At 73.5% G+C, this 15,570-nt stretch carries 19 protein-coding genes; 10 read left to right on the top strand and 9 right to left on the bottom strand.

What is annotated here, in order from left to right:
• The first annotated feature begins 43 nt into the window (after positions 1-43).
• Genes FHX74_RS07730 through FHX74_RS07715 form a run of 4 tightly spaced genes read left to right on the top strand, consistent with a single transcriptional unit; the run spans position 44 to position 2,304 of the window.
• Positions 44-919 (top strand): GNAT family N-acetyltransferase, encoded by an 876-nt coding sequence (locus tag FHX74_RS07730; protein ID WP_182559484.1) that lies wholly within the window; start codon positions 44-46, stop codon positions 917-919.
• A gap of 13 nt (positions 920-932) precedes the next feature.
• Positions 933-1,463 (top strand): AAA family ATPase, encoded by a 531-nt coding sequence (locus FHX74_RS07725; protein WP_182559483.1) that lies wholly within the window; start codon positions 933-935, stop codon positions 1,461-1,463.
• 48 nt (positions 1,464-1,511) lie between these two features.
• Complete coding sequence (locus tag FHX74_RS07720; RefSeq protein WP_182559482.1) at positions 1,512-1,865, top strand: VOC family protein; 354 nt, start codon at positions 1,512-1,514, stop codon at positions 1,863-1,865.
• 43 nt (positions 1,866-1,908) lie between these two features.
• Positions 1,909-2,304 (top strand): VOC family protein, encoded by a 396-nt coding sequence (locus FHX74_RS07715; protein WP_182559481.1) that lies wholly within the window; start codon positions 1,909-1,911, stop codon positions 2,302-2,304.
• A 12-nt stretch (positions 2,305-2,316) separates the two neighbouring features.
• On the opposite strand, the gene FHX74_RS07710 is transcribed toward FHX74_RS07715, so the two are convergent.
• From FHX74_RS07710 to FHX74_RS07690, 5 genes are read right to left on the bottom strand one after another with little or no spacing between them, the layout of a single operon-like run.
• Positions 2,317-3,225: an aminoglycoside phosphotransferase family protein gene (locus FHX74_RS07710; protein WP_328823697.1), complete on the bottom strand. Its 909-nt coding sequence runs from the start codon at positions 3,223-3,225 to the stop codon at positions 2,317-2,319.
• 8 nt (positions 3,226-3,233) lie between these two features.
• Entirely contained in the window at positions 3,234-3,956 is a 723-nt protein-coding gene (locus FHX74_RS07705; RefSeq protein ID WP_182559480.1) for a DUF7002 family protein, read from the bottom strand.
• Positions 3,957-3,983: 27 nt separating this feature from the next.
• Positions 3,984-5,141, bottom strand: a complete 1,158-nt coding sequence (gene hutI / locus FHX74_RS07700) for an imidazolonepropionase (protein WP_182559479.1) — start codon at positions 5,139-5,141, stop codon at positions 3,984-3,986.
• A complete protein-coding gene (locus tag FHX74_RS07695; protein WP_328823696.1) occupies positions 5,138-6,499 on the bottom strand; it encodes a formimidoylglutamate deiminase in 1,362 nt (453 codons plus the stop codon). The genes hutI and FHX74_RS07695 overlap by 4 nt, the downstream gene beginning before the upstream one ends.
• Positions 6,496-7,695, bottom strand: a complete 1,200-nt coding sequence (locus tag FHX74_RS07690) for an allantoate amidohydrolase (protein ID WP_182559478.1) — start codon at positions 7,693-7,695, stop codon at positions 6,496-6,498. The genes FHX74_RS07695 and FHX74_RS07690 overlap by 4 nt, the downstream gene beginning before the upstream one ends.
• A 182-nt stretch (positions 7,696-7,877) precedes the next feature.
• Here FHX74_RS07690 and FHX74_RS07685 point away from each other — a divergent pair, with 182 nt between their 5' ends.
• From FHX74_RS07685 to FHX74_RS07675, 3 genes are all read left to right on the top strand, one after another.
• Entirely contained in the window at positions 7,878-8,657 is a 780-nt protein-coding gene (locus FHX74_RS07685; protein WP_182559477.1) for a glycoside hydrolase family 16 protein, read from the top strand.
• 460 nt (positions 8,658-9,117) lie between these two features.
• Positions 9,118-9,927, top strand: coding sequence for a CoA transferase subunit A (locus FHX74_RS07680; protein WP_182559476.1), 810 nt, complete (start codon positions 9,118-9,120; stop codon positions 9,925-9,927).
• The gene (locus FHX74_RS07675) at positions 9,924-10,556 is read left to right on the top strand and encodes a CoA transferase subunit B (protein ID WP_182559475.1); all 633 of its coding nucleotides are present in this window, start codon (positions 9,924-9,926) and stop codon (positions 10,554-10,556) included. The genes FHX74_RS07680 and FHX74_RS07675 overlap by 4 nt, the downstream gene beginning before the upstream one ends.
• On the opposite strand, the gene FHX74_RS07670 is transcribed toward FHX74_RS07675, so the two are convergent.
• Together FHX74_RS07670 and FHX74_RS07665 are read right to left on the bottom strand one after the other, a co-directional pair.
• Complete coding sequence (locus FHX74_RS07670) at positions 10,546-10,896, bottom strand: hypothetical protein (protein WP_182559474.1); 351 nt, start codon at positions 10,894-10,896, stop codon at positions 10,546-10,548. The genes FHX74_RS07675 and FHX74_RS07670 overlap by 11 nt on opposite strands.
• Position 10,897: 1 nt before the next feature.
• A complete protein-coding gene (locus tag FHX74_RS07665; RefSeq protein WP_182559473.1) occupies positions 10,898-12,163 on the bottom strand; it encodes an aspartate kinase in 1,266 nt (421 codons plus the stop codon).
• Positions 12,164-12,365: 202 nt separating this feature from the next.
• Between FHX74_RS07665 and FHX74_RS07660 the strand changes: the two genes are divergently transcribed.
• The 3 genes from FHX74_RS07660 to FHX74_RS07650 are packed head-to-tail and all read left to right on the top strand — an operon-like array spanning position 12,366 to position 14,387.
• Positions 12,366-12,809 (top strand): DUF1707 SHOCT-like domain-containing protein, encoded by a 444-nt coding sequence (locus FHX74_RS07660; protein WP_182559472.1) that lies wholly within the window; start codon positions 12,366-12,368, stop codon positions 12,807-12,809.
• A 43-nt stretch (positions 12,810-12,852) separates the two neighbouring features.
• A complete protein-coding gene (locus FHX74_RS21065; RefSeq protein WP_182559471.1) occupies positions 12,853-13,854 on the top strand; it encodes a Gfo/Idh/MocA family protein in 1,002 nt (333 codons plus the stop codon).
• Complete coding sequence (locus FHX74_RS07650) at positions 13,851-14,387, top strand: hypothetical protein (protein WP_182559470.1); 537 nt, start codon at positions 13,851-13,853, stop codon at positions 14,385-14,387. The genes FHX74_RS21065 and FHX74_RS07650 overlap by 4 nt, the downstream gene beginning before the upstream one ends.
• A 30-nt stretch (positions 14,388-14,417) precedes the next feature.
• Here FHX74_RS07650 and recR read toward each other — a convergent pair whose 3' ends face one another.
• Together recR and FHX74_RS07640 are read right to left on the bottom strand one after the other, a co-directional pair.
• Positions 14,418-15,017: a recombination mediator RecR gene (gene recR / locus FHX74_RS07645; protein ID WP_182559469.1), complete on the bottom strand. Its 600-nt coding sequence runs from the start codon at positions 15,015-15,017 to the stop codon at positions 14,418-14,420.
• Between the two features lie 34 nt (positions 15,018-15,051).
• Positions 15,052-15,375 (bottom strand): YbaB/EbfC family nucleoid-associated protein, encoded by a 324-nt coding sequence (locus FHX74_RS07640; protein ID WP_182559798.1) that lies wholly within the window; start codon positions 15,373-15,375, stop codon positions 15,052-15,054.
• Positions 15,376-15,570 lie beyond the last annotated feature (195 nt).

The raw sequence follows: 15,570 nt of genomic DNA, 5'->3' as shown, positions 1-15,570 counted from the left end.
AAAAGCGGCTGCACGCGCCGACCGGGTGGGGTTGGATCGCGCTGTGACCGTCACCGTGACCACGCCGGACGCGATCGGGCTGGGCGAGGTCGTCGAGACGCTCGCCGGCTGGCAGTCGGGTGACCTGACCCTCCAGCTCCATCCCGGGGACCTCGGCTGGTTCGCCCGGAACGGCGCCGAGGCGACCGCCGCGGCGGTCCGGGTCTGGCGTGACGGGCAGAAGGTCTGCGCGGTCGCTCTCCTCGACGGCCCCGACGTCCTGCGGCTCACCGTCGCGCCCGAGCTCCGCGACGACCCCGGCCTGGCCGATCGGCTCGCGGACGACCTCACCGAGACCGCCCGCGGGGTCCTGCCCGCGGGCCCGGTGACCGTCGAGACCCCCAACGGCATCCGGCTGCAGGCAGCGCTCGACGGGCGCGGCTGGTCTCCGGGCGACGGCTGGACGCCGCTGCGGCGCGACCTGGGCCCGGAGGTCGTGACCGAGGAGGGCCTGGGGCTGCGGATCGCCGCGGTGGACGAGGTCGGCGCCGCCGGCTACGTGGAGGTGATCCGGTCCGCCTTCGGCTCGACCCGCTTCACCCTCGAGCGCTGGCGCGACCTGGCCGCGGGGTCGCCGTCGACCACCGCCGACCACCTGATCGGCTACGACGCGGCATGCACGGTGGTCGGGGCCATCACCGCCTGGTCGGCCGGACCGGGCCGCACCGGACTGATCGAACCGCTGGGCGTGCACGCCGACCACCGCCACCACGGCTACGGCCGCGCCCTCTGCCTGGCCGCGGCGGAGGCGTTGCGTCGTCGCGGCTGCACGGTCGCCGAGGTCTGCACGCCGAGCGGGCTGACCGGCGCGGTCGCCACCTACCGTTCGGCCGGGTTCGTGGCCCAGCCCGAGCGCTTCGACCGCGTCCGGGGCAGCTGACGGGGTCCGGCTGATGGGGCGGCGCAACTTCCTGGTCGAGGGCGTCTCGGGCAGCGGCAAGACCACCGTCTGCGACGAGCTGCTCCGGCGCGGCCATCAGGGCGTCCACGGCGACCGCGTCCTCGCCTACCAGGGCGATCCGGTCACCGGCGAGCCGACCGACACCGCGCGGCACGAGAACCACCTCTGGCGGCTCGACCTCGTCGAGGCCCTGCTGCGTGACCGCACCGTCGAGGCCACCTTCCTCTGCGGCGGGTCGCGCAACGTCCACCGTTTCGTCGACCGGTTCGACGGCGTCTTCGTGCTCGACGTCGACGATGCCGCGCTGCTGAGCCGGCTCGAACGCCGGCCGGCCGGCGAGTTCGGCGCCGAACCCGAGGACCGGGAGCTGGTGCTCCGTCTGCACCGCACCGGTGAGGACACCCCGCGCACCGGCGTGGTGATCGACACCTCGGTGCCGGTGACCGAGGTCGTCGACGCGATCCTCCGGCACGCGGGACTCCCGCTCCGGGTACCCGGCCGGGACGCTGGCGGGACACCCTGAGAACGGCGATGCTGGGTCCCGTGCCACCGACGACGGAGAGGAGTCCAGGTGCGGATCACCGAGATCATCACCGACCTGACGGTGCCCGACATCGACGCGGCACGGTCCTTCTACGCCGCCTACCTCGGCCTCGCGACCGAGGAGTTCAATCTCGGCTGGGTGGCCCGGTTCACCTCGCCGGAGACCGGTCGGAGCGTGCAGGTCGTCACCCACGACGCGAGCGCCCCGGTCGCGCCGGCGGTGTCGATCAAGGTCGACGACGTCGACGCCGCCTACGCCGAGGCGCAGCGCCGCGGCTACGAGATCGTGCACCCACCGCAGGACGAGGACTGGGGTGTCCGTCGGTTCTTCGTCCGGGCACCGGACGGGAACGTGATCAACATCGTCCGGCACCGCGACTGAGCCGGGTGCGCGAGGTCACGCGCGTGTCCCTACCCTGAACCGCATGCCCGGACCCACGCCCTACCTGCAGCTCCCCGGCACCGCGCGCGAGGCGCTGACCTTCTATCGCGACGTCTTCGGCGGCGAGCTGGCCCTGTTCACCTACGCCCAGTTCAACCGCGAGGACGGACCGGCCGAGGCGATCGCCCACGGTGAGCTGCGCGGCCCGGTCGCCGTCTCGGCGTCCGACGCCGCCGGGGACGAACCCACGGTACGAGTCGAGGGCGTGCTGTTCGCGCTGCTCGGCACGGCCGACCCGGCCACCCTGCAGACCTGGTTCGACCGGCTCTGCGAGGGCGGGACGGACGTCGACCCGCTCCAGCAGCGCCCCTGGGGCGCTCACGACGGCCAGGTCACCGACCGGTACGGGCTGCGCTGGCTCGTCGGCTACGAGGACTGACAGGAACGCAGCTCAGACGAAGACGTCGAGCAGCCGTCGGCACTTCGGCGGGTCGAGGGTGAGGCCGCGGGCCAGGCCCCAGAGCAGATAGGACATCGCGCGGAGCACCACCCAGCTCCGCGCCCGGTCCTCGGGCACGTCGGCCTCGCGGACGAACCGGTCGAAGGCGGCGCGCACCGCGGCGTCGGAGCCGAACTCGTCGAGCCGCTCCCAGAGCACCCGGGCGAGGTCGTACTCGCGGTCGCCGCGGAGCAGCACCGGATCGACCACCAGCCAGGGCGCCCGCTGCCCCGCCAACACCTGCCGACAGTGCAGATCACCGTCGACGCAGACGTCCTCGACCGGTGCCGCGGCACGCTCGCCGGCCAGCCGCTGGGCCACCGCGAGCTGGTCCCGCGACGTCGGTGCGCCGAGCGCCAGCCAGTCGCGGCCCATGGCGTGCTGCTGCTCGGCGGCCAGCTCGGCCGTGGTCGGGGCCCCCACCGGCGCCGGGACGGCGAGCGTGCTGACCAGCTGCGCCACCACCGACATCGCCTCGTCGAGCGGGGCGTCGTGCAGGGTGCGGGTGACGTCGAGTCGTTCGAGCAGCAGCGTCCGGCGCTCTTCGTCGGCGTCGAGCAGCCGGACCGCGCCCCGGCCGTCCCACCACCGCAGCGCCGCCGCCTCGCGGTCGACCCGGTCACCCGGCGGCGACAGCCGCAGCACGCAGACCTCGTCGTCCCGCCGGACCGGCACCACCAACGCGTTCGAGCCGTGCAGCACCGGACCGTCGACGGTGAGGCGCCAGCTCGCACACTGCCGGGCGACCAACGCCGGCAGCTCGTCCAGCCAGGCCCGGCCGCGGGTGTCGTGCCACCAGCGCGGCATCGCCCGGAACGACTCGGGGACGTCGATCGCGGGCGGCGGGACGGGGCTCGACACCCGTGCAGTCAACCGATCGCCGGGTCCGCGGGCAAGGACCCCTCCGGCCAGAGCCGCCCGGTCAGCGCCGGACCGAGGTAGCGGTCGACGGCGATCACGTGCTCGGTCAGGTCGGGGACGCCCCCGATCACCGCGAGCTCGGCGACCGCGTCGGCCACCGGGCGGGTCCGGCGGCGTTCCGCCCAGGGATAGTCCTCGATCCGGGCGAAGGTCCCCGGGCCGCGGACGGCGGCGTTCGGGTACAGCGCCGAGCCCGAGTTGATCGGCGACAGCCGCACCCGCTCCCGGTGGGCGGCGACCAGCGAGGCGGTGTCGAGGGTCAGCACGTCGAACGGGCGGTCACGGCAGATCCGGGCCGACAGCAGGCCGGCCAGCCGGCGCGGGTGCAGCCAGAAGAACACCCGTTCGTTGAGCAGCCCCAGCCACTGCTCGAAGGTCACCCCGACGAGCTTGGGGCTCAGCAGCTCGGGCCGGAGCGGCAGCTGGTCGCGCAGCACGACCCGTCCGTAGCGCGGGTGGTCGAGCTCGACCGTCGCGGTCCGGCGTCGGGTCAGCAGCTCGTGCCGGCGCTCGGCGGGCAGCTCCGCGGTCTCGACCAGGTGGGTGGTGGGCAGCAGACCGTGGCGCTGCAGGCTGGGCCAGCTCCCGGCCGCCGAGGCGTGGTAGAGCCGCGGGTAGTGCTCGACCAGCCGCGCCACCGACAGGCCGGGCTGGGGTCGGCCGGTCAGCACGGGATGATTTTGGTCGTCGGCACGGGCTCAGCCGACGTCGAGTGCGCGGGCCAGCGGGACCCCGGGCCGGTAGGCGAGGTGCAGGTGGCTGGGCGCGTCGAGCACCGCCAGGTCGGCGCGCGAGCCGACCGTGATGCTCCCGACGTCGTCGCGCCACAACGACCGCGCCGCACCGGCGGTCGCGGCCCGGACAGCCTCGGCCGGCGTCATCCCCATCTCCCGGACGGCCAGCGCGATGATCAGCGGCATCGACGTGGTGTAACAGGTTCCCGGGTTGCAGTCGGTGGCGAGCGCGACCGTGACGCCGGCGTCGAGCAGCCGTCGGGCGTCCGGGTAGGGCGAGCGGGTGGCGAACTCGACGCCGGGCAGCAGCGTGGCCACCGTGTCGCCGGCGGCCAGCGCGTCGACGTCCGCGTCGTCGAGGAAGGTGCAGTGGTCGACGCTGGCCGCGCCGAGCTCGACGGCCAGCCGGACGCCCGGGCCCGGACCCAGCTGGTTGCCGTGCACCCGGAGCGCGAAGCCGGCGTCCCGGCCGGCCTCGAGCACCGCCCGGCTCTGGTCGCCGTCGAACGCGTGCGCGCTGGCCGGCTCGCAGAACACGTCGAGCCACCGCGCCGCGCCCGCGCAGGCCGGGATCATCTCGCCGAGCACCAGCCGCAGATAGCTGTCGTGATCATGGTCGGGCGGCACCACGTGCGCCCCGAGGAAGGTGGTCTCGGTGGTGACCTCGGCGGCCAGCCGGAGCGCCCGCAGCTCGTCGGCGGTGGTCAGCCCGTAGCCGGACTTGATCTCCACCGTAGTCGTCCCCTGGCTCCGCAGCTCGGCGATCCGGTCGGCCAGCAGGGCGCGCAGGGTGTCGTCGTCGCTCGCCCGGGTCGCGGCCACGGTGCTCGCGATCCCGCCGCCGTCGTAGCGCTCGCCGGCCATCCGGGCGGCGAACTCGGCGGCCCGGTCGCCGGCGAAGACCAGGTGGGTGTGCGCGTCGACGAACCCCGGCAGCACCGCGCGCCCACCGACGTCGACGACCCGGTCGGCCGCCGGGGCCTCGGTGGCCGACCCGACCCAGCGCACCCGGCCGTCCTCGCAGACCACCGCGGCGCCGTGCCGCAGCCCGAGCAGACCGTCGCCCTGCCCGGGGCCGTTGGTGACCAGCTCACCGATCCCGGTGACCAGCACGGCACTCATCGCGGACCTCCCTCGGCGACGTCCTGACAGGCGGCGATCACCTCGGCGAGCAGGGCGCCGACGTCGCCGAGCCGGTGCCGCCCGTCGCGCACGACCGGTTCCCCGTCGACGATCACGGTGTCGACGTCGGCAGCGGTGGCGGCGAAGACGATCTGCTCGGGCCGGGCGCCCGCGGTTCGCACGGTGTCGGTCCGCACGGCCACCAGGTCGGCGCGCGCGCCGACCGCGATCCGCCCGGCGTCAGGCCACCCGATGGCCTGGTGCCGGGTGAGCGCGGCGAGCAGCTCCGCCGGCGAGAAGCAGCCGCGACGCCCGGACCGGACCCGCTCCCCCAGCTCGAGCGCCCGCGCCTCCTCCACCAGGTCGAGGACGGCGTGCTGGTCGCTGCCCAGGCTGAGCATGCAGCCCGCGTCGGCCAGCAACCGGGCCGGACCGATGCCGTCGGCGAGGTCGCGTTCGGTGGTCGGGCAGAAGCAGACGCCGGTCCGGTGCGCGCCCAGCGTCGCGACGTCGGCCTCGGTCAGGTGGGTCGCGTGCACCGCGGTCGTCCCCGGGCCGAGCACACCAGCCCGCTCGAGCAGCGCGGTGGGCGTCCGGCCGTAGAAGCCGAGCGCGGCGGCGTTCTCGGCCGGCTGCTCGGACAGGTGGACGTGCAGCGGACGCGGGTCGTCGGCGCCCCGGCCGAGGCCGCTCCGGGCGAACGACCCGACCGCGGACAGGTCGCCGGCCGGGACCGCGCGGACCGAGTGGATCGCCACCCCGACCCGCAGCCCCGCCGAGTCGGGCAACGCGGCCACCCGCGCCGCCCAGGTCCCGACGTCACCGTCGGAGAAGCGCTGCTGCACCGGGTCGAGCGGCCGGTGACCCGAAGGGTCCAGACCGCCGGCGAGGTAGGCGGTGTCGAGCAGGGTGAGCCGGACCCCCGCATCGGCGGCGGCCTGCCGGAGCGCCTCGGCCATGGCGTTCGGGTCGGCGTAGCGGACGCCGCCGGGCGCGTGGTGCAGATAGTGGAACTCGCCGACCGCGCTCACCCCGGCCAGCGCGGCCTCGGCGTACACCGCGCGGGCCAGCCGGAGCATCAGGTCGGGGTCGAGCCGTGCGGCCACGGCGTACATCAGCCGGCGCCAGGTCCAGAAGGTGCCGCCGTCGTCGTGGGTGCGGCCGCGCAGCGCCCGGTGGAACGCATGGCTGTGGACGTCGGCGAAGCCGGGCAGCAACACCCCGGGCAGCCGGAGCGCGTCGCCCGGCTCGGTGTCGGTGGTCACCGTGCTGATCCGGCCCGCGTCGATCTCGATCCGCACGTCGCGCGCGGGGCCGTCCGGCAGCAGCGCGTCGGCTGCGAAGACCGCGGTGATCACGTGCCGGCCAGCTCGGCCAGGACGTCGGCCAGCGCGGCCACCCCGGTCCGGCAGTCGTCGGGCTCGGCCCGCTCGTCGGGAGCGTGCGAGACGCCGGTCGGGTTGCGGACGAAGATCATCGCGGTCGGGATCCCTGCCTGGGCGAGGATCCCGGAGTCGTGACCGGCCCCGGTCGGCAGCACCGGCGGGTCGTCGAGCACCCGGGCGAGCCGGGCGGTCAGCCCCGGGTCGAACGGCGTCGGTGGCGTCCAGGACTCCTCGCACAGCTCGCCCCCCAGCTCGGCGACCTCGGCGCCGAGCTCGGCCACCAGCGTCCGGACGGCCTCGGGGTCGTCGCCGCGGCAGTCCAGCCACCCGGTGACCCGGGAAGGGATGGCGTTGACGCCGTTGGGCTCGACGCGCACCTTGCCGCAGGTGGCCAGCACCGCGTGCCGCTCGGCCAGCGCCCGGATCCGCTGCACGACCACGGCCAGCGTGAGCATCGGGTCCCGCCGGTCGACCAACCGGGTGGTTCCGGCGTGGTCCGCGCGACCGTGCAGGTCGAACCGCCACCGGCCGTGCGGCCAGATCCGCGACCCGAGCCCCAGCGGCCGTCCCAGATCGACCAGACCGCGACCCTGCTCGACGTGCAGCTCCACCAGACAGGAGATCCGGCCCAGCGCGACCGGGTCCGGCCCCCAGCCGGCCGGGTCCTGCCCGGCCCGGGTCAGCGCGTCGGCCAGGGTGACCCCGTCGGCGTCGGTCAGCGCGAGGGCCCGGTCGGCGGTGAGCACCCCGGTGAGCACGCGCGACCCGGCGCAGGCGACACCGAACCGGGCGCCCTCCTCGTCACCGAAACAGGCCACCGCGACCGGACGGGCGGGCCGGAACCCGCGCCCCTGCAGCAGGTCGAGCGCGGCGAACGCCGACACCACCCCGAGCGGTCCGTCGAAGGCACCGCCGTCGGGCACCGAGTCCAGGTGCGAGCCGACGGCCACGCCGGGCCGTCCGTGGCGGAGCGCGTCGTCCGGGTCACCCCACCAGGCCCAGAGGTTGCCGGCCCGGTCGGGCTCGACCGCCAGCCCGCGGTCGGTCGCCTGCGCGGTGAACCACTCGCGGAGCGCCGCGTCCTCGGGGGTCCAGGCGAACCGCCGGTAGCCGCCGGCCGACGCCCGTCCGATCTCCTCGAGGGACTGCCAGAGCGGGTCGAACGGCACGTCGAGAGTCTGGCACGCACCGGCGGTCGTCGGTCCCGGCCGTGCGGCGGTTGAGGGATTCTCAGCTGATTCATTGCTCAACGATCGATCCCGGGGATTTCACGCGTGTAGATGGTCTATGCCATGCTCCTCCCGTGCTCCTCCCTAAGAAATCCTCAGTCAAGGCTTACAGCCTGGCTGCGGTGACCTCAGCCGCAGCGATCACCCTCACCACGGCCGTCCCCTCCCAGGCGGTCACGGACAGCAACGCCGCCGTCATCCCCTCCTCCGCCACCGCCCTGGCCAACGCCACCTGGAAGCGCGACTGGCACGCCGACTTCAACGGCCCGCTCAGCAGCGCCCAGTGGGGCCGCTACGGGTTCGGCTACCAGCCCGTCGGCCACGGCGCGATGGGTGTCTACAAGCCGGAGAACGCCTACACCCACGACGGCGTCCTCGCCCTGCGGACCCGCTACACGAACGGGGCCTGGTCGGCGGCCGGCATCAGCAGCGGCCGCAGCTTCGCCGCCTCGGGCGGCAAGTGGGAGGTGCGGGCGAAGATGCCGCGCGCCACCGGGATCGGCTACGCCTTCCTGCTCTACCCCGCCGACGGCAGCTGGCCTCCCGAGGTCGACATCGCCGAGGGGCGGGTCAACGGCACGGTCGGCAGCTTCTACCACTACGGCGCGAACAACAACCAGAAGATGAGCAAGCAGTACGTGGACACCCACCAGTGGCACACGTACGGCGTGATCTTCGGTGACAACCAGATGATCTTCACGATCGACGGCAACCGGGTCTCCGGCGTGCTGACCGACGTGCCGGTCACCACCAAGAAGATGTGGCTCGGCTTCCAGACCGGCGCGTTCGACCCGAACGGGAGCGCCCGGCAGTACGAGACGGTGCCCGGTGGCGTCCCCAACGCGCTCACGCCGGCCAGCAGCGAGGTCCAGATCGCCTGGGCGGCGCACTACCACCGCTGAGGACACCCGGAACGCTCGCCGGAGCGTCCGCCAGGTCTTGACCGCGGGGTGACACCCACCATCCCGTGGCTCCGATGCGACCGTCCCCCGGTCGACAACCCCGGTCGGAGCCAGTCGGTCGGGCTCGGCCCGAGGGTCCGGCACCGTCGCTGGACGGCGGTGCCGGACCCGGGTCGGGAGATCCGGGGGGCGTGATCGCCACCGGACGCGAACCTCCGGACGAGCAGGTGCAGGCTGAGGACCCCGACGCACGTGCGCACCGCGCACGAGCGGGTTGCGCCGGTGGTGTGAGCCCCCGATCACCTGCTCGTCCGCCATCGTGGCACAGATGCGCGGTCGGCGGGCGGGTTTCGACGGATTTCGGTAAGGGCTGTAAACGGCGCCTGAGGCTCCCCGCCCGCCACCGGCGACCGCGGTCTCGGCGGCGCCCGACCGGACCTGCCGCATTACAGTGCGCGACGTGGACAAAGTGGTCAGCGACGCCGCCGCGGCCCTCGCCGACGTCCCCGACGGGGCCTCGCTCGCGGTCGGCGGCTTCGGGTTGTGCGGGATCCCCAGCGTGCTCATCGAGGCGCTGATCGGTCAGGAGGCCCGCGACCTCGAGGTGGTGTCGAACAACTGCGGGATCGACGGCTGGGGCCTCGGCCGGCTGCTCGAGGCCGGCCGGATCCGCCGGGTCGTCGCTTCCTACGTCGGGGAGAACAAGGAGTTCGCGCGCCGCTATCTCGAGGGCGAGCTCGAGGTCGAGCTCACCCCGCAGGGCACGCTGGCCGAACGGCTCCGGGCCGGCGGAGCAGGCATCCCGGCTTTCTACACCGCCACCGGCGTCGGCACCCAGGTCGCCGACGGCGGCCTGCCCTGGCGCTACGGGCCCGACGGCGCCGTGCTGGTCGCCTCGCCGGCCAAGGAGACCCGCACCTTCGCCACCGCCGAGGGCGAGCAGACCTTCGTGCTGGAGCGGGCGATCGTCGCCGACTACGGGCTGGTCCGGGCCTGGCGGGGCGACCGGCACGGCAACCTGGTCTACCGACGGTCGGCGCAGAACTTCAACCCCCTGGCTGCGATGGCCGGGCGGATCACGGTCGCCGAGGTCGAGGAGCTGGTCGAACCCGGTGAGCTCGATCCCGAGCACGTCCACACCCCTGGGGTCTTCGTCCACCGGGTGGTGCCGCTGACGCCCGAGCAGGCCGCCGACAAGCGGATCGAGCGGACCACCGTCCGCCCGCGTCCGGACACCGGGAGCGCGCAGCAGTCCGGAGGGGACCGATGAGCTGGAGCCGCGAGCAGATGGCCGCTCGCGCGGCCGCCGAGCTGACCGACGGGAGCTACGTCAACCTGGGCATCGGACTTCCGACGCTGGTGCCCAACTACGTCGCCGAGGACGTCGAGCTGGTGCTGCAGTCCGAGAACGGGTTGCTGGGCGTGGGCCCCTATCCCTGGGAGGGCGACCAGGACCCCGATCTGATCAACGCCGGCAAGGAGACGGTGACCGTCCGCCCCGGGGCCTCGTTCTTCGACTCGGCCACCTCGTTCGGGATGATCCGCGGCGGCAAGATCGACGCGGCGATCCTCGGCGCGATGCAGGTGTCCGAGCACGGCGACATCGCCAACTGGACCATCCCCGGCAAGATGATCAAGGGGATGGGCGGGGCGATGGACCTAGTGCACGGCGCCCGCCGGGTGATCGTGCTGATGGAGCACGTCGCCAAGGACGGCTCGTACAAGCTGGTCCGCACGTGCTCGCTGCCCTATACCGGGCGCGGTGTGGTGCAGCGGGTGATCACCGATCTGGCAGTGATCGACGTGACGCCGGACGGCCTGCGGTTGGTCGAGTGCGCGCCCGGGGTCGAGCCCGACGAGGTGCGCGCGAAGACCGAGCCCGAACTGCTCAGCGAGTGAAGCCGGCCGGTCCGCCGGGACCGCCGGGGTAGCCCTGGGACGGGCCGCGGCGCGGGAAGGCCGCCGCGATCGCCGCGCCGAGCAGGATGACGCCGGCCACCGAGAGCAGCGACCCGGGCACCAGCAGCAGGCCGTAGGTGCTGATCGGGAGGTTCAGCTGCTGGGTGATGAACGGGAGCAGCCGGCTCACGGTCACTTGCACGAGGCCACTGACCAGCAGCAGGACGGCGCCGGTGATGCCCAGACTGCGGGCGCGACCGTGGGCCCGGGTGATCACCAGCACCAGCACCACGACAGGACCGGCCAGGGCCACCAGCGCCGTCAGCAGCGACGACAGCACGTCAGCGGCCGGTGCCGGCGTAGACCACGGCCTGCTCGGAGCTGTCCAGCCCGAACGCGGTGTGCGCAGCCCGCACGGCACGGTCCACGTCGGCCTCGTCGACCACCACCGAGATCCGGATCTCCGAGGTGGAGATCATCTCGAGGTTGACCTCGGCCTCGGCCAGCGCGGAGAAGAACTTGGCGGTGACGCCGGGGTGGGAGCGCATCCCGACCCCGATCACCGACACCTTGCCGATCTGGTCGTCGTAGAGCAGGGTGTCGAAGCCCACCGAGTCCTTGAGCGCGCGCAGCTTGTCGATCGCCTTCTGGCCGTCGGTCTTGGGCAGGGTGAAGGAGATGTCGGTGCGGCCGGTGGACACCGCGGAGACGTTCTGGACGATCATGTCGATGTTGACGTCGATCGCGGCGATCGCCTCGAAGATCCGGGCCGCCTCGCCGATCCGGTCGGGGACGCCGACGATCGTGATCTTGGCCTCGCCGCGGTCGTGCGCGACCCCGGAGATGATCGCCTGTTCCATCGCGGTCCCTTTCTCGAGTTCCTTGACCCAGGTGCCGTCCTTGGTGGAGAACGACGAGCGGACGTGGACGGCCACGTTCTCGCGGCGCGCGTACTCGACGCAGCGCAGGTGCAGGATCTTGGCCCCGCAGGCCGCCATCTCGAGCATCTCCTCGTAGCTGATGCTCGGGATCCGGCGGGCGTTCGGCGCGATCCGCGGGTCGGCGGTGAACACCCCGTCGACGTCGGTGTAGATCTCGCAGTAGTCGGCGTCCATCGCGGCGGCGAGCGCCACCGCGGTGGTGTCGGAGGCGCCGCGGCCGAGCGTGGTGATGTCCTTGGTGTCCTGCGCGACGCCCTGGAAACCGGCCACGATGACGATGTCGCCCGCCTCCAGCGCGGAGACGATCCGGCCCGGGGTGATGTCGATGATCCGCGCGTTGCCGTGGGTGCCGGTGGTGATCACCCCGGCCTGCGACCCGGTGAACGACCGGGCGGTCATCCCCTGGTCGGCGATGGCCATGGCCAGCAGCGCGGCGCTCATCCGCTCGCCGGCCGTGAGCAGCATGTCGAGCTCGCGCGGTGGCGGCTGCGGGGAGACCCGGAGAGCCAGGTCCATCAGGTCGTCGGTGGTGTCCCCCATCGCCGAGATCACCACCACCACCTCGTGGCCCTCGGCCCTGGTGGCGGCGATCCGCTTGGCGACCCGCTTGATGCTGTCCGCGTCGGCGACCGAGGACCCTCCGTACTTCTGGACCACGCGACTCACGTCGTCTGCCACACCCCTCCGCATCGCCACTGGCTGGACCCGGGCCGCGGACGGCACCGGCGGGGCAACTCTACGGCGCAGCGCGGCGCGCGAGCCGAACGTCTTAGCCGCTTCAGGGGCAGCCGGGTCGCGCGCACGGCTGGGGCACAGGACGTGACAGATGCCACCTGGGACCGGCCCGGCACCGCGCCATACTGAAATCGTGACCGACCAGCCTGTTCCGCAACGGATCGGCGACGCCGAGCGAGACCGCGCCGTCGAGTGCCTGCAGGAGCACATGGCCCAGGGCAGGCTGACCCAGGACGAGTTCGACGAGCGGATCACCGCCGCGCTGGCCGCCAAGGTGCAGGCCGACCTCGATCCGTTGTTCGTCGACCTGCCCGAACCCCGGCCGTCCCGGCCCCAGCCCGCGACGCCGCCGCCGGCACCGACCTGGGCCGCGACCCCCGCGGTCCGTCCGAACGCCGTCCCCGCAGCTCCGGGACGTGGCTACGAGGCGGTGCTGGCCACCATCGCCGCCGTCGCCTGGCCCGCGACCTTGATCATCCTGTTCGCCACCAACCAGTGGAACCTGTGGTGGCTGATCTTCATCCCGATGTTCATCACCGGCGGGTTCGGCCGCTACCGGCAGGGCCGCCGCCGCTGACCGGACGGCCCCGGGCCCGACCGTCCCGCCCTACGCTGAGCCGGTGAGCGCGCAGACCGTCCGCTGGGGCATCGTCGGGCCGGGCCGGATCGCGGCCAAGGTGGTGGGCGACTTCCCGCTGCTCCCCGACGCCGAGCTGGCTGCGGTGGCCTCGCGGTCGATCGACCGGGCGCGGGCCTTCGCCGCCGAGCACGACGTCCCGCACGCCTTCGGCTCCTACCGCGAGCTGGTCGAGTCCGACGTCGTCGACGCGCTCTATCTGGCGACCCCGCACCCCCAGCACCTGGTCGTCGCCGAGGCCGCGTTGCGCGCCGGCAAGGCGATCCTGGTCGAGAAGACCTTCACCGCCACCGTCGCCGGCGCCCGGCGGATCCGCGACCTGTCCCGCTCGCTCGGGGTGTTCGCGATGGAGGCGATGTGGACCCGGTTCCAGCCGGCCGTCGTCCGGGCTCGCGAGCTGATCGCGGACGGAGCGATCGGTGAGGTCCGGCAGGTGCAGGCCGATCTCGGCGTGGACCGTCCCTACGACCCCGACGACCGGCTGTTCGACCCAGCCCAGGGCGGTGGCGCGATGCTCGACCTCGGGGTCTACGTGGTGTCGCTGGCCCAGCACGTCCTCGGCGACCCCGACACCGTGGCGGTGACCGGCTCGCTGGCCCCGACGGGTGTCGACGCCGAGGCCGGGCTGCTGCTGGGGTACGCGGACGGCCGGGCCGCGTCGCTGCTGATCTCGCTCCGCGGCCAGACGCCCGGGGCGGCGCGGATCCAGGGCACCGCCGGCTGGATCGACGTCCTGCCCCGGTTCCACCACCCGCGGGCGATCGTGCTGCACCGCCGTGGCCACGACCCCGAGACCATCGAGGCTCCGCCGCTCGGCACCGGCTACAGCCACGAGTTCCTCGAGGTCGGGGCGTGCCTGGCCGCCGGACGGACCGAGAGCGCCGTGATGCCGCTGGACGACACCGTCGTGGTTCAGGAAGTTCTCAACGAGGCGTGCGAGAAATTGGGGGTGCAGCACCGCGAAGACCCCACACCGCTCGCATGAGCAGCGCCACGCCGCCGCGGGTGGTCGGTTTCGGCACCTTCGCCGCGCTCCCGGGAGCGGCGATCGGGTTCTGCGGCACCTTCACCTACCTGCTGGCCCTGATCGTCTGGCAGGTCAACGTCGACGGGATCCGCGGCACCGCGGCGATCGGGCTGATGCCGCAGCCGGCCGAGTGGGTCACCTCGGTGATGTACTTCACCGCCTACGGGCTGCCGTCGTCGGCGGTGCTCGGTGCGCTGCTCGGTCTGGTGGTGGGCTGGCTGCTCGGCCGGACCACCCGGAGCTCGAGCCCGGCGCTCGGCTGGGTCTTCGGCACGGTGGCCGGGTTCGTGATCGTGATGCTGCTCCGCGGGCTGCTCGCGGTGGTCGGTCTGCACGAGCCACTGGGTCAGTCGACCCGGCTGTTCGCGGTGCCGATGCTGATCTTCCTCATCGACGGCGGGGTGCTCGGCGTCTGGCTGCAGGCGCGGCGCTCGCGGATGGTCGCCGAGGCCTACGCGGACGAGGACCACCAGCTGCTGGTCAGCCGCTGACCACCGGCCGGAGCCCAACCTCCGTCGCCGTCAGGCCTCGACGAACCGCCGTCCCTCGAAGGCCCGGCCCAGGGTCACCTCGTCGGCGTACTCGAGGTCGCCGCCGACCGGCAGCCCGCTGGCCAGCCGGCTGACCCGGACGCCCATCGGGAGCAGCAACCGGCTGAGATAGGTGGCGGTCGCCTCGCCCTCGAGGTTGGGGTCGGTGGCCAGGATGACCTCGGTGACCGTGCCGTCGGCGAGCCGCTCGCAGAGCTCGCGGATCTTGAGGTCGGCAGGGCCGATGCCGTCGATCGGGCTGATCGCCCCGCCCAGCACGTGGTAGCGGCCGCGGAACTCGCGCGTCCGCTCGATGGCCACCACGTCCTTGGACTCCTCGACCACGCAGATGGCGGTCGGGTCGCGCCGCGGGTCCCGGCAGATCCGGCAGCGGGTGTCCTCGCTGACGTTGAAGCAGACCTCGCAGAACTTGACCCGCTCCTTGACCTCGCGGAGCAGGTCGGACAGCCGGGTGATGTCGGCCGCGTCGGTGGCGAGGATGTGGAAGGCGATCCGCTGGGCGCTCTTCGGCCCGACCCCGGGCAGCCGCCCGAGCTCGTCGATCAGGTCCTGAACCGGCCCTTCGTACATCGCGTCGTCCTCGTCGGATTGGGGGCCGTCGGGCTCAGAAGCCCAGGCCGCCGAGCCCGCCGGCCAGCGGGCCCATCTTGGCGGCGGCGACCGCCTGCTGCTTGGTGTTGGCGTCCCGGACGGCCGCGACCACCAGGTCGGCGAGCGACTCGGTGTCCTCGGGGTCGCAGGCCTGCGGCGCGATGGTGACGTTGAGCAGCTCGCCGGTGCCCGAGATGGTGGCGGTGACCAGTCCGCCGCCCGCGGAGCCGGTGAGCTCGGTCTCGGCCAGCTCCTGCTGGGCCTGGACGAGCTGGCTCTGCATCGCCTGCACCTGCGCGAGCATCCCCGACATGTCGGGCATCCCGCCGGTCGGCATCCCCGGCAGACCGTAGGACTCCGGGCCCGGAACGGCCGGCGAACCGGTGTTCTGCTCGGGGCGGTCGTCCGGGTGCTGGCTGGTCATCGCTCTCCTACCTCCGCTGGTCGGCGCCCCTCGACCGCGCCGCGGTGGGCGGCTGCGGGCGGACGCTCGGGATCCCCGCCAGCCTACGTGCCGCGCTCACGCCGGCGC

Origin of the sequence: Microlunatus kandeliicorticis, from assembly GCF_014137855.1 — a bacterium.
Taxonomy (GTDB): domain Bacteria; phylum Actinomycetota; class Actinomycetes; order Propionibacteriales; family Propionibacteriaceae; genus Microlunatus; species Microlunatus kandeliicorticis.
This window is presented reverse-complemented; position numbering and strand designations above follow the sequence as displayed.

Excerpts from the sequence above, each read along its gene's own strand:
- FHX74_RS07725 (WP_182559483.1), top strand. The coding sequence starts at position 933 with ATGGGGCGGCGCAACTTCCTGGTCGAGGGCGTCTCGGGCAGCGGCAAG.
- FHX74_RS07640 (WP_182559798.1), bottom strand. The coding sequence starts at position 15,375 with ATGCCGACCGGCGGGATGCCCGACATGTCGGGGATGCTCGCGCAGGTG.
- hutI (WP_182559479.1), bottom strand. The coding sequence starts at position 5,141 with ATGAGTGCCGTGCTGGTCACCGGGATCGGTGAGCTGGTCACCAACGGC.
- FHX74_RS07715 (WP_182559481.1), top strand. The coding sequence starts at position 1,909 with ATGCCCGGACCCACGCCCTACCTGCAGCTCCCCGGCACCGCGCGCGAG.
- FHX74_RS07650 (WP_182559470.1), top strand. The coding sequence starts at position 13,851 with ATGAGCAGCGCCACGCCGCCGCGGGTGGTCGGTTTCGGCACCTTCGCC.
- FHX74_RS07675 (WP_182559475.1), top strand. The coding sequence starts at position 9,924 with ATGAGCTGGAGCCGCGAGCAGATGGCCGCTCGCGCGGCCGCCGAGCTG.
- recR (WP_182559469.1), bottom strand. The coding sequence starts at position 15,017 with ATGTACGAAGGGCCGGTTCAGGACCTGATCGACGAGCTCGGGCGGCTG.